Here is a 12729-nt window from a genome sequence, read left to right on the forward strand (position 1 = left end):
TCACACCCACGTCCGGGGGCGGAAACGGTTGGCCCGTTCCACCAGTTCGATCCTCTCCTCGCCGCGCTGAGCGAGCCGGGCGAGTACCCGGTACGAGCGTTCCAGCCCGAAACGCAGGCCGCGCTCGTCCAACGCGCTGCCGAGCAGCACGGTCCGGCCGGGGTGGCCCCCCGGACTACCGGAGAGTACCCAGTCCAGAGCCGTGCCCAGTACCTCCGTCGACAACTGTTCACGCCGCACCGCGTCCAGGTCGAACTGCTCCAGCGCGGAGACCTGGTGCGCCGCCGCCGTCAGATCGTCGATCAGGGCCGGTTCCGCGCCGCCCGCGCCCGTGCCCGCTCCCCGGCCGGGTGCGGCCACGTCCCGCTCGCGCAGTCTGGCCCGTACGGCCGCCACCCGCGCCGCCGTGTAGTGGATCGACGCCTCGGGCACGGACTCCAGGGTCCGTACCGCCGAGGCCCGGTCACCGGCGGCCAACTGCACCCTGGCCAGGCCGAACGCGGCGCTGACGTAGCTCGGGTCGGTCGTCCAGACCAGGCGGTAGTACTCGGCCGCGTTGTCGAGCTGGCCGAGCACCTCGGCGCAGACCCCCAGCGCCAGCTTGGGCGCGGGCTCGCCCGGGAACGCGTCGTAGATGGCGTCGTACGCCAGCGCCGCGCTCTCGTGGTCGCCGGTGGCCAGGGAGAACAGGCCGCGGTACCAGACGACCCGCCAGTCGTCGGGGTGCTCCGCCTCCAGCGCGCGCACCGCCTCACCGGCGCTGGCCAGGTCGTTCATCTCCAGCCGGGCCCGCAGTTCGCGCAGCCGGCGCTCCACGGTGTCGGCCGGCGCCGACGCCAGCGCGGACATGAGTTCGGCGGGGGCGGCGGCCATCAGGCTCGCCAGGAACCCCGCGTTCGGGTCGTTCGGATCGACCCGGGGCACGGGCAGGGCGAGCGCGGTCGCGGGGGCGTCCATGACGACAAGACGCGGCCCGCCGGTCCCGTACCCGCCGTGGGCCCGGCCGACCGGAGCGGACGCCGGACCCGGAACGGACGCCGGACCCGGGCCGTACGCCGGGGCCTGGACGCCGAGCGCCACCGGCGCCGGGGCCTCGCCCTGGGCCGGGATCGGCAGGGCCGAGCCGTGGCCCTGACCCGGGCCGTACGCCGGGGGTTGGCCCGGGGCCGGCGCCTGGACCGCCGCGTACGCGGGGGTCTGGGCCGGGATCCGGGCCCGGCCCGTCCTGCGGGGGCGGCCCGTACGCCCCCCGGCCGCCGCCGTACGGCCGCCCAGGCGGGACACGTCCTCCGTCGGCCGCGCGAACAGCTCGGTGTCCGTGACCCGGACCTCCGTGCCGAACAGCGTCGACAACGCCGGGCGCGGGCGCCCCGTCTGGACCGCCACGACCTCCCGCAGCACCCCGGTCAGCTGCTCGGCCATCTCCAGGGCCGAGGAGAACCGCCGCGCCGGGTCCGGGTCCGTCGCCCGGACCAGCAGGCGGTAGAACGACTCGTACGTACGGAAGACCTCGATGGTGTCCGGGTCCGGCAGGGAGTCCACGTACACGTTCGTGTAGCCCTGGAAGTCGAAGGTCAGCACCGCGAGCGTGCGCGCCACCGTGTACAGGTCCGACGCGACCGACGGCCCCGTCTCCGCGACCTCCGGCGCCTGGTACCCGACGGTCCCGTAGATCGCCGACTCGTCGTCGTCCACCCGGCGGACCGCGCCCATGTCGATCAGCTTGAGCTGGTTCTCGGTCTGGATCGCGTTGTCGACCTTGAAGTCGCAGTACAGCAGGTTCCGGCTGTGCAGGTGGCCGAGCGCCTCCAGCGCCTCGATGCCGTACGCGCACGCCTGCTCCACCGGCAGCGGATCGCGCTGGCCGGTCGCGGTGCGCCGCTCGTTGGCGATCTCCTTGAGCGACTTCCCGCCCACGTACTCCATGACGATGTAGCCGTCCATGGAGCCGGTCCGCTGGTCCAGGTGCTCCACGAAGTTGTAGATGCGGACGATGTTGGAGTGCTCGATCTCGGCGAGGAAGCGCCGCTCGGAGATCGCCGCCTCCATCGCGTCCTGGTCACCGGTGTCCAGCAGGCCCTTGAGGACGACCCAGCGGTCCGAGACGGCCCGGTCTATCGCCAGGTAGACCCAGCCCAGACCGCCGTGCGCCAGGCAGCCCTTGACCTCGTACTGCCCGTGCACCACGTCGCCCCGGGTCAGCTTCGGCACGAACGAGTACGGGTGGCCGCACTTGGTGCAGAACCCTTCCGTACGGCCGGGCCGGTCGCCGCGTGAACGCCCCACCGGCGCGCCGCAGTCGGAGCGCGAGCAGAACCGCTTGCGCTCCGGCACCTCCGCCTTCTCCATCACCGCGGCCTGCGGGTCGGGCCGCGGCACGTCCGGTACGGAGACCAGCCCGGCGCCCAGCCTGCCGCGCCCCGAGGTCGTCGAGGACACCCCGGAGCTGCGGACCGACACCGACCGGCCGGACGCCGCCGTGCCCGACAGGGCCAGGGAGAGCCGGCCGGACACCGAGCGGCGGGAGGTGGAGGAGCGCGCGGACGCCCGGGAGGAGGCCCGCGACGACGAAGTGCCGCGCGCGGAACGCCCGCTGACCCGGGCGCCGCCCGTGATGCCCGTGGCCGGCGAGGACAGCTCGCCGCGGGCGCCCACCACCGGGGCGAGACCGCAGGTGTCGCAGTACAGCTCCCCGCCGCCCATGTCCTCGTACGAGCCCTCGCACCCGGGGCGCTGGCATGTGCCCGTCCCGCTCATCGGTCCCCTCCTGTCCGTGTCCCTGTCGGTGGATCTGTCCGCGGATCCGTCCGTGGATTCGTCTGTGGATCGGTCTGTGGATTCGCCTGCCGGTCGGCCGGTCGGCCGGTCCGCGTGTCCGCCGCCGGTACGGGCGGCCGCGGGACCAGGAGGTCCGCCGCCGCCTGCTGGTAGCGCAGGACGGCCTGCTCGGCGACGCGCAGGTCGCAGGGCGCGCTCCACAGCATCCGGCGGGCCGCGTCGTACCGCTCGATCAGCAGCGGGTCCTCCGCCATGCCGTGCCGGGCGACCTTCGCCTTGTACGCGTCGAGCCGGCCGCGCAGCTCGGCGCGGACCGCGAGCGGCTGGGTGACGGCGGTCAACGACTCGCGCGCCCGCAGCAGTTCGTCCTCGGCCTCCCGCTCCAGCGACTCCAGCAGCGGGGAGAGCCGGTGCCACTGGGCGTGCCTGCGGTACTCGGCGGCCGTCGACAGCCGTTCGTGGAGGACGGTCGGCGGGCCGCTGACCGCGGGCACCTCCGACGCGGCGATCTTGGCGAGCACCTCGCCGCGCGCGGCGCGGGCCTCGGTGAGGGTGCGGTCGGCGCGCGACACGACGTCACGCAGCCGCATCAGTCGCTCCTCGGAGTCCTGGCGTACGGCCAGGACCGCTTCGATCTCGCGCCGTACGTCCTCCAGCGCGCGGGCCGCCCGGTCGTACCGCTCGGTGTCCGGCCGTCCGCCGCCGGGGGCCGAACTCCCCGACGCGGGCCGCCAGAAGGCCAGCGGGTCGGACACCACCTGGGCGCGCAGGGCGGTCAGTTCGCCGGTGATCGACTCCAGGTCGTCCCCGGCGGGGTGCTCCCCGGGCCGTACGCCCACGGAGTGCGCGAGCGACAGGGTGCGCCGCAGCTCGGTGGAGAGCAGGTCGATCCGGGCGGGCAGCGCCGACCACACCGAGTCGGCGGCCACGACCATGTCGAGCGAGCGCGCGTACAGCTCGTTCATGCGGGTGACCAGCTCCGCGAGCGTGAAGCGCTCGGCGAGCTTGGCGGGGCCGGTGATCGACGCGGGCGGCTGGTGTTCGGCGGAACCGGCGAGGGCGGCGGTGCCCGAGAGCGTGACGCCGCTGCCGCGCAGCGTCTCGGTCAGCTCCACCAGGTCGTCCCGATTGGGCCAGCGGCGCCGGGCGCGGGCATCACGGGCACCGGTCAGGGCCGCGCTGTAGGCGTCGAAGTACGCCCAGAGCAGCGTGATCGACTGCTCGGTCGCCGCCCAGCGCTCCTTCGTGACGCCGGTGAGCCCGGCCCCTTCGAGGAGTCTGCGGCCCGCGTGGTCCTGGAGGGCGAGGAGGGAGGTCTCGATGGCTTCGTGCTCGGCTTCGAGGCGCGCCAGAGCACGGTCCACCTCGTCCCGGTCCATCACCGGTCCCGATGGCACTCCCCTGGAGTCGGGGAAGGAGCCCGCGCCGCCCATCGATCACCTCTCCGCTCGCTCGTGTCCTGCCGGAACTCCCTGTCGAAACACCGCACCTCCCCGGGACCGTGCGCACCCCGGGGACCGCGTACGTCCTGAGGAGCACGCACCTCCCGGGCGCCGCCCGAGCGGTCCGCCTACCCGTTCCTGTACTTGGGCGCGGGCGGCGCCGTGATCCCCGGCAGCCCCGCCGCCAGCCACTTCCGGTACGAGGTCATCCAGGGGCTGTTGTTCCCCCCGGCGCGATACCCCACCAGCACCTCGTTCACCCGGCGGACCAGGTCGTCGTTCCCGAGCTTGACCGCCACGCCGTAGTACTCCGTGGTGAACGGCTTGCCCGTCAGCCGGATCGCCGGGTCCTGCGCGGCCTGGCCGGCGGCGAGCGCGTTGTCCGTCACCACCGCGTCGACCTCGCCCAACTGGAGGCGGACCAGGCAGTCGAGCTGGTTGGGGACCGTCAACAGGTCCTCGTCGCCGGCCTTCCCGTCGTTCTTGTCCTGGAAGATCGCGCCGAACGACTTCGCTTCCAGCGCCTCGTACGCCGTCGAGCCCTCCGCCGTGCAGACCCGCTTCCCGGACAGCGACTTGTCGTAGCCCGTGATCGTCGAGTCCTTCGGGGCGAGCACCTGCTGCCCCGCCTGGAAGTACGCGGTGGAGAAGGCGACCTGCTTGATCCGGGCGCAGTTGATGGTCATCGTCCTGACGACGACGTCCACCGTGTCGTTCTCCAGCGCGGGCACCCGCTGGTTGGTCGGGATGGCGCGGAAGATGACGGCGTCCGGGCTGCCCAGGATGTCGTCGGCTATCGCGCGGGCAAGGTCGATGTCGAAGCCCTGGAGGGTGTTGGTCTCCGGGTCGCGATACCCCCAGCGGTAGCTGTTCTGGTCGACGCCCACGATCAGCTTCTTGCGGGCCTTGATCCGCTCGATCGTGCTGCCGTCGGCGCCGGAGGGGGCCAGGCTGGCTTCCGGGTCGGCGCAGTCCTCCGCGGCGGCGGACACCCCCGTGGTGATGCGCTGGCCCGCCGTGTCCGGGCCCCCGGCCGGCGTGCTGCGGCTGAGCGGCAGCAGCGTGAGCGCCGCCGTCACCACACAGGCCGCGGCCATGGCGGTGACGCCGCCCCAGCCGCGGAGCCTGCCGGAGGCGCGCGGCGTGCCGGACGGGTCCGGTCCGCCGGACCGGCGGAGCCTGTCCATGGAAGTCATGCCTCCGCCTCTCACCGGTACTCCGAAAGCCTGCGGCCTATGCCGAGGATCGCGCCCACCGCGCCGAGCAGGGCCAGGACCCCGGCCCCGACGGCCAGCCCCGTCAGCGCGTTCCTGCCGTCCTCGGCGGACGCGTCGAACTCCACCTGCTCGTGCGCGATCGCCGTCTCCAGGGCCGCGTCCACCTGGTCGAAGCACTCACCGGTGGAGCCCTTGGTGCCGATCACCTTCGCGAGCGCGGCCTCGTAGTTGCCGGCCTTGTCCGTGGCGCTCGCCGACGTGTGGCGCTGCCGCCACTCCCCGGCGGAGGCGATGGCGGCGGCCACCGGCCGCACGCCCGAGCTGTCGTCGGCCAGGTCCTTCGCCCGGTCGAGCGCGGTGGTGAGCTTCGCCATGCCCGCGGTGTAGTCCGTCTCGTACTTGTCGTTCTTGCCGTCCGGCGTGAGGACCGCGCCCCGCGCCACCAGCGTCAGGTTCTCGTTCGCCCGGGCCTTGAGCGAGTTGATCCGCGCCTCGTTGAGGACCGCGAGCGACTCCTGCCCGTGGACCTGCGCGTTGTTCAGCTCGGTGCGCGCGATCGTCTGCCCGACCGCCAGCCAGAGCAGGATGACGGTGGACGCGGCGGTCGCCGCGAGCAGGCCGTGGTTGAACAGCCTGTTCGTCCGGTGGAAGTTGCGCCGCTGCGCCCAGAACAGGACCGCGAAGGCCAGCACGCCCAGCGCGAGGGAGACGAACGGCCACACGCGCGCGTCGTCGTTGTCCCGGTCGAGCCGGGCCGTCTCCTCCGCGTACAGCCTCTCGGCCGCCGGCAGCAGGTCGCTCGTCATCTGCTGGTTCGCGTACCGCAGGTAGGCGCCGCCCAGCGGCAGGCCCTGGCGGTTGTTCGCCCGGGCGCGCTCGATCAGGCCGGTGTACCGGGGGAGGCCCTCGTTGAGCGTGGCTATCTGCCGGGCCGCGTCACCGCCACCGGAACCCCCGGTGTTGGCGGCGGCCTTGACCAGCAGCTTGGACGCCGTCTCTATGTCCTTCTGATACCGGGCCAGGTCCTCGGGGCGCTCCTGCGCGCCCGTCAGGAAGCCGGTCGCCGCGGCCGTGTCCGCGTCGGCCAGCGAGCGGTACAGATTCGCCGCGTCCGCGCTCAGCGGCTGACTGCGGGTCACCACGTCGTCGGCGGCGGCGAAGCGGTCGGACACCTCCCAGGCCGCCACCGAGCCGAAGGCCAGGACCAGCAGGGCCAGGGCGGCCCCGATGATCCGCAGCCGCCCGGGCTCCGTCGTCGCGGAAGCGCGCAGGCGCTCCACGGCCTCGGCCCACGCGCCGCGTGGTGCGGGCGACGGAGACGCTGGGTATGTCACGTGACCTCCCCCTGGGTCTGTCGGACGGTGGCGGCTCACCCCCCTTGCGAGCCCGGGAATCCCTCCCGGCCAGCAGTATGGCCGCAGGGACGGACATTGGCAGCGGCCTTGACGCGATCTTGTACGGATCGGACCGGGCCGGTGCGTGTCCGCGCCTGTGCGGCTTCCCACCATGAATACGTCGCGCACGCTTGATCGGTTCCCGTTCGGGGGTGTTCGCGCGCGTTCGTGGCGATCACTCGCCACGCCTCCGGAGGGGCCTCCTGGGGCGCCGTACGAGGGTGCCGTACGAGGCCGCCGCACGAGGCCGCCGCCCCGGGCCGCCGTACAACGACCGTGCCGCCGCCGGAAGATCCCCGGCGGCGGCACATGTCAGGAACGACGCCTCACCCGAAGTGCTCACCCAGCCGCACGTGCGCCTCCGCGCTCGCGCCCACGTGGTCGAGCCCCAGCAGCGCCGCGCCCAGCACCGGCGGCGCCGTGACGACCTCGACGTACGCCTTCGGCGCCTTCGCCGCGAGCCGTTCCGCGATCCCGTCGTCCAACTGCGGGTGCCGCGCGGCCAGCACGCTGCCGCCGAGGAGCACCGGCGCCTCCTCGTCCAGCAGGTCGAGCTTGCCGAGCGCGACCGTCGACAGCGCCACGACCTCCTCCGCCAGCCGGTCCACGAGCGACCGGGCGACCGGGTCGCCCGCCGCGCTCGTCGCGAACAGCACCGGCGTCAGCTCGTGCCGCCGCGCGTACGGGATGTGCCCCCGGTGCAGCGCCTCGATCAGGTCGTACATGGTCGCGAGCCCGAAGTGCCCGGGCAGCGTCCGGACCAACTCAGTCGGCCCGCCCCGGCCGTCCTCGGCCCTCGCGCCGTGGTACATCGCCTCCTCCGCGAGCCCCGAACCGCCGCCCCAGTCACCGGAGATGCGCCCGAGCGCGGGGAACCGCGCCGTACGCCCGTCCGGCAGCATGCCGACGCAGTTGATGCCCGCCCCGCACACCACGGCCACCCCGCGCGGCGCCGCCCCGCTCGGCAGGCCGGCCCGCAGTATCGCGAAGGTGTCGTTGCGCACGTCGGTCGTACGCCCCCACCCCCGCGCCTGCACGGCCTCCGCCAACTCGGCCTCCTCGACGGGCAGGTCGGCGTTGGCCAGACACGCCGACACGTGGTCCGCGAAGTCCCGCTCCGGCAGACCCGCCGCCGACGCGGCCTCGGCGACCGCCACCTCCAGGATGTCGATCGCCGCCTCGATCCCGACGACCGGCGGCTGGAAGCCGCCCCCGCGGGCCGTGCCCAGCACCGAACCGTCGGCGCCGATCACCGCCACGTCGGTCTTGCTGTTCCCGGCGTCGACGGCGAGGACGCTGCCGCGCCCCGCCGCCGGGCCGGCCGTGCCCGTACCCACGCTCATGCCCACGCGAGGTGCTCCCGGTTGTGCGCGATCAGCTGGTCGGTGAGCGCCTCGGCGTACTCGTACTGCCCGATCAGCGGATGCGACAGCAGCGCCTTGAAGACCCGGTCGCGCCCGCCGTGCACGGCCGCCTGGAGGGCGAGATCCTCGTACGCCGTGACGTTCGCGATCAGCCCCGCGTACAGCGGGTCCAGCTCCGGCACCGCGAGCGGCACCGCGCCGGTCGTGCCGACCTTCGCCTGGACCTCGATGACCGCGTTGTCGGGCAGGAACGGCAGGGTGCCGTTGTTGTACGTGTTCACCACCTGCACCGGGCTGCCGCCGCCGCGCAGCAGCGAGGCGGCCAGGTCCACGGCGGCCTCCGAGTAGAAGGCGCCGCCGCGCTTGGCGAGCAGCTCGGGCTTCTCGTCCAGCGTGGGGTCGCCGTACATCTCCAGCAGCTGCTTCTCCATCGCCGCGACCTCGGAGGCGCGCGACGGCTTCTCCCGCAACTCCCGTACGACGGCGTCGTGCTGGTAGTAGTAGCGCAGGTAGTACGAGGGGACGACGCCGAGCCGGTCGACGATCTCGCGCGGCATGTGCAGGTCCTCGGCCACGGCCGTGCCGTGCTCGGACAGCAGCTTGGGCAGCAGGTTCTCGCCCTCGGGCCCGCCCAGGCGCACGCCCAGCTCCCACGTGAGGTGGTTGAGCCCCACGTGGTCGAGGAAGACCTCGGACGGCGCGACGTCCAGCAGCGCGGCGAACTTGCGCTGGAAGCCGATCGCCACGTTGCACAGCCCGACGGCCTTGTGCCCGGCCTCCAGGAGCGCGCGGGTCACGATCCCCACCGGGTTGGTGAAGTCGATGATCCACGCGTCGGGGTTGGTACGGCGCACCCGCTCGGCGATGTCGAGCACCACCGGCACCGTGCGCAGCGCCTTGGCGAGCCCCCCGGCGCCCGTCGTCTCCTGCCCGACGCAGCCGCACTCCAGCGGCCAGGTCTCGTCCTGGTTCCGCGCGGCCTGCCCGCCGACCCGCAGCTGGAGCAGGACGGCGTCGGCGCCCTCGACCCCGGCGTCCAGGTCGGACGTGGTGGTGATGCGCCCCGGGTGGCCGAGCTTGGCGAAGATGCGCCGGGCCAGGCCCCCGACCAGTTCGAGCCGGTCGGCCGAAGGGTCGATCAGTACGAGTTCCTCGATCGGCAGAGTGTCCCTCAGCCTCGCGAATCCGTCGATGAGTTCGGGTGTGTAGGTCGATCCTCCGCCTACCACTGCGAGCTTCATGGTTCTCAGCCCTTTACTCCGGTGAGCGTGACGCCTTCAACGAAGGCCTTTTGTGCGAAGAAGAACACGATGATGACCGGGGCCATCACCAGCAATGTTGCCGCCATGGTCAGGTTCCAGTTGACCGAGTGCGCGCTCTTGAACGATTCCAGTCCGTAACTCAGTGTCCAGGCACCCGGGTTCTGCGCGGCGTAGATCTGCGGCCCGAAGTAGTCGTTCCAGCAGTAGAAGAACTGGAAGAGGGCGACGGCCGCGATGCCGGGCTTCGCCATCGGTACGACGATCTTGAGCAGCGTGCGCAGTTCGCCGCAGCCGTCGACCTTCGCCGACTCGATGTACTCCTGCGGGATCGTCAGCAGGAACTGCCGCAGCAGGAAGATCGAGTACGCGTCGCCGAACGCCATCGGGATGATGAGCGGCCACAGCGAGCCCGACAGGTGGAACTGCTGCGCCCACACCAGGTACATCGGGATGATGATGACCTGCGGCGGCAGCATCATCGTGGAGATGACGAGGATCATGGCCGTACGGCGGCCCCGGAAGCGGAACTTGGCGAGGGCGTACGCGACCGGGACCGACGAACAGACCGTGAAGACGGTGCCGAGGACCGCGTACACCAGCGAGTTGCGCCACCAGGTCAGGAAGCCCGGCGTGTGGAACACCGTCGAGTAGTTCGACCAGTGCCACGAGGTCGGCCACAGGTCGCCGCTCAGCGCCTGCCCGTCGCTCATCACCGAGGTGAGGAAGACGAACACGAACGGCAGGACGAAGAACAGCGCCAGCGCGAGCGCCACGGAGTGGACCGCTATCCAGTTCAGGATCTGCTTGCGGCGGTGCCGCGCGGCGTCGGGTCCGCGGTCGCGGGTGCGGCCGGCGGCGGTGGCGGGTGGTGCGGTCAGGGTCGTGGTGGTCATCTCAGTCCTCCGCCGGGATGAGGCCGACGCTCTTGCGCATCAGCAGCAGGGTGACGGCCATGGCGATGGCGAAGAGCACGAGCGAGAGCACACATGCCGCGCCGGTGTTGAAGTTCTGGAAGCCCAGCGAGTAGACGAGCTGCGGGACCGTCAGGGTCGAGTGGTCGGGGTAGCCGGGCTGGATCACCGTGCCGGGTCCGATGGAGACACCCGACGCGAGCTTCCCGGCGACCAGGGCCTGCGTGTAGTACTGCATGGTCTGGACGACCCCGGTGACCACGGCGAACAGCACGATCGGGGTGATCGCCGGCCACGTGACGTAACGGAACTTCGACCAGGCCCCGGCCCCGTCGAGGTCGGCGGCCTCGTACTGCTCCTTGGGCACGTCCAGCAGCGAGGCCATGAAGATGACCATCAGGTCGCCGATGCCCCACACGGAGAGCAGCACCAGCGACGGCTTCGACCAGTTGGGGTCGTTGAACCAGTTCGGGCCGTGCAGGCCGATCCAGCCCAGCATCTCGTTGACCGGGCCCGTGGACGGGTTCAGCAGGAAGACGAAGGCCACGGTCGCGGCGACCGGCGGTGCCAGGTACGGGATGTAGAAGGCGGTACGGAACAGGCCGACGCCCGTCTTGATCTTGGTGACCAGCAGGCCGATGCCGAGGCCGAAGGCCACCCGCAGCGCGACCATCACCACGACCAGCCACATCGTGTTCCACAGCGCGGGACCGAAGAGCGGCATCTGCTGGAACACGTACTTCCAGTTCCGCAGCCCCACGAAGTCGGGGGCCTTGATCTGGTTGTAGTGCATGAACGAGAAGTAGACGGTGGCGATCAGCGGATAGGCGAAGAAGACCGAGAAGCCGATCAGCCAGGGGGACAGGAAGCCCAGGGTGCGCAGCCGGTCGCGGTTCTGCTTGCGGCGCAGCGGGGTGTTGCGCGGTGCCCCGGCGGCCCCGGACCTGGCGGTCTTCGCCGAGGTGGTGAGTGACAGTGCCATGACCCGGCTCCTCAGTTCTCGGACTGGACGTTGTCGGCGTCGATCTGGTCGTCGAGTTCTTTCAAGGCGCCGTGCAGGTCCTTGAGCGGCGTCCTGCCCGATTCGACGGACTGCGAGAAGTCACCGAACGAGTTGATGTACTGGCCGCCGTTGTTGGACGGCGGGACCGCCTGGCTGTGCGGGTTCTGGGCGATCTTGAGGAACTCCTGGAACGCCGGGTCCTGGTCCAGCTTCGGCGACCTGAGCGCCTCGTTGGTGGACGGCACGTTGTGGATCGCGTTGGCGAAGCTGACGACCGAGTCGGTGTCGACGGTCAGGAACTTCACCAGCTCCCACGCGGCGTTCTGGTGCATGCTGCTGTGCGCGATCCCGGCGACGGTCCCGGTCAGGTAGCCGCGCCCGTACGTGTCCGCCTGGTCGTCGGGGACGGGCAGCGGGGCCACGCCCCAGTCGAACTTCGCCTTCTCGTCGTCCAGCATCAGCCCGCGCCACTCACCGTCCAGGTGCATGGCGAGCTTGCCGTTGAGGAAGGCGTTGCCGTTGGAGTACTCGTCGCCGAAGGTCTGGCGCAGCCGCTCCATGGCCGCGTAGCCGCCCTGCGCGTCCGCGACGGACTTCATCGTGCTGAAGAAGTCCTCGGTCTTGGACTCGTCGGCGAGCCGCGCCTTGCCCTTGGCGTCGAAGTACTGGGGGCCCCACTGCGCGAACATCCGGTCCGGCGCGTTCTGGTAGAGCTGGTAGTTCGGCATGAAGCCGGCGCGCTTGATCGAGCCGTCCTTGTTCTTCACGGTCAGCTTGACCGCGTCGGCCTTCAGCTCGGACATCGTCCGCGGCGGCCGGGCGATCCCGGCGGCCTTGAACGCGTCCTTGTTGTAGTACATGCCGAACGCGTCCGCGAGCAGCGGCACCGCGCACTGGACGCCCTGGTACTGCGTGTAGTCCAGCAGGGTCTTGGGGAAGACCTTCGCCTTGTCGATCCCGCTCTTCTTGAAGAAGGGGTCGAGGTCCACCCACATGTCGGACGAGCAGTACTGGCCGACGTTGTTGGTGGTGAACGAGGTCACCACGTCGGGAGCCTTGCTGCCGCCGGCGCGCAGCGCCTGGTTGATCGTCTCGTCGCCGACGTTGCCGGTGGAGACGACCTTGATGTTCGGGTGGAGCTTCTCGAAGCGGGCGATGTTCGCGTTGATCGCCTTCACCTCGCCGGGCGCCGACCAGCCGTGCCAGAACTTCAGCGTGACCGGCTTCGTCGGGTCGTCGGTGTCGCTCCCGGTGCTCGGGTTCGCGCAGCCGGACAACAGCAGCGCCGATGCGGCGAGCGCCGCGGACACGCAGGTGCGTATACGCCATCGCGCCATGGCGGACTTCCTTTACGGGGG

The 12729-nt window shown here is 71.6% G+C and carries 9 protein-coding genes; all 9 read right to left on the reverse strand.

Going from position 1 to position 12729, the window contains the following annotated elements:
- Positions 1 to 2757 carry a tetratricopeptide repeat protein gene (locus HA039_RS23150; protein WP_167033006.1) on the reverse strand — a complete coding sequence of 919 codons (2757 nt, stop codon included), beginning with the start codon at positions 2755 to 2757 and terminating at the stop codon, positions 1 to 3.
- Positions 2754 to 4211, reverse strand: coding sequence for a hypothetical protein (locus HA039_RS23155; RefSeq protein WP_243869678.1), 1458 nt, complete (start codon positions 4209 to 4211; stop codon positions 2754 to 2756). Before HA039_RS23155 ends, HA039_RS23150 begins: the two co-directional genes overlap by 4 nt.
- A gap of 137 nt (positions 4212 to 4348) precedes the next feature.
- A complete protein-coding gene (locus HA039_RS23160; protein WP_425086377.1) occupies positions 4349 to 5416 on the reverse strand; it encodes a glutamate ABC transporter substrate-binding protein in 1068 nt (355 codons plus the stop codon).
- An 11-nt stretch (positions 5417 to 5427) separates the two neighbouring features.
- A complete protein-coding gene (locus HA039_RS23165; protein ID WP_167033008.1) occupies positions 5428 to 6771 on the reverse strand; it encodes a hypothetical protein in 1344 nt (447 codons plus the stop codon).
- Between the two features lie 386 nt (positions 6772 to 7157).
- On the reverse strand, positions 7158 to 8174 hold the full coding sequence (locus tag HA039_RS23170; protein WP_167037458.1) for an N-acetylglucosamine kinase: 1017 nt from the start codon (positions 8172 to 8174) through the stop codon (positions 7158 to 7160).
- Complete coding sequence (locus HA039_RS23175; protein WP_167033010.1) at positions 8171 to 9436, reverse strand: 6-phospho-beta-glucosidase; 1266 nt, start codon at positions 9434 to 9436, stop codon at positions 8171 to 8173. The genes HA039_RS23170 and HA039_RS23175 overlap by 4 nt, the downstream gene beginning before the upstream one ends.
- A 5-nt stretch (positions 9437 to 9441) precedes the next feature.
- Positions 9442 to 10350 carry a carbohydrate ABC transporter permease gene (locus tag HA039_RS23180; RefSeq protein ID WP_167033011.1) on the reverse strand — a complete coding sequence of 303 codons (909 nt, stop codon included), beginning with the start codon at positions 10348 to 10350 and terminating at the stop codon, positions 9442 to 9444.
- Position 10351: 1 nt separating this feature from the next.
- Entirely contained in the window at positions 10352 to 11350 is a 999-nt protein-coding gene (locus HA039_RS23185; RefSeq protein ID WP_243869680.1) for a carbohydrate ABC transporter permease, read from the reverse strand.
- Positions 11351 to 11361: 11 nt separating this feature from the next.
- Positions 11362 to 12708: an ABC transporter substrate-binding protein gene (locus tag HA039_RS23190; protein ID WP_167033013.1), complete on the reverse strand. Its 1347-nt coding sequence runs from the start codon at positions 12706 to 12708 to the stop codon at positions 11362 to 11364.
- Positions 12709 to 12729 lie beyond the last annotated feature (21 nt).

This window comes from Streptomyces liangshanensis (genome assembly GCF_011694815.1).
Taxonomy (GTDB): domain Bacteria; phylum Actinomycetota; class Actinomycetes; order Streptomycetales; family Streptomycetaceae; genus Streptomyces; species Streptomyces liangshanensis.

What these genes read in the sequence shown, in the direction of transcription:
- HA039_RS23170 (WP_167037458.1), bottom strand. Translation starts at nt 8,174, where the DNA reads ATGAGCGTGGGTACGGGCACGGCCGGCCCGGCGGCGGGGCGCGGCAGC.
- HA039_RS23155 (WP_243869678.1), bottom strand. Translation starts at nt 4,211, where the DNA reads ATGGGCGGCGCGGGCTCCTTCCCCGACTCCAGGGGAGTGCCATCGGGA.
- HA039_RS23160 (WP_425086377.1), bottom strand. Translation starts at nt 5,416, where the DNA reads ATGACTTCCATGGACAGGCTCCGCCGGTCCGGCGGACCGGACCCGTCC.
- HA039_RS23185 (WP_243869680.1), bottom strand. Translation starts at nt 11,350, where the DNA reads ATGGCACTGTCACTCACCACCTCGGCGAAGACCGCCAGGTCCGGGGCC.
- HA039_RS23175 (WP_167033010.1), bottom strand. Translation starts at nt 9,436, where the DNA reads ATGAAGCTCGCAGTGGTAGGCGGAGGATCGACCTACACACCCGAACTC.
- HA039_RS23190 (WP_167033013.1), bottom strand. Translation starts at nt 12,708, where the DNA reads ATGGCGCGATGGCGTATACGCACCTGCGTGTCCGCGGCGCTCGCCGCA.
- HA039_RS23180 (WP_167033011.1), bottom strand. Translation starts at nt 10,350, where the DNA reads ATGACCACCACGACCCTGACCGCACCACCCGCCACCGCCGCCGGCCGC.
- HA039_RS23150 (WP_167033006.1), bottom strand. Translation starts at nt 2,757, where the DNA reads ATGAGCGGGACGGGCACATGCCAGCGCCCCGGGTGCGAGGGCTCGTAC.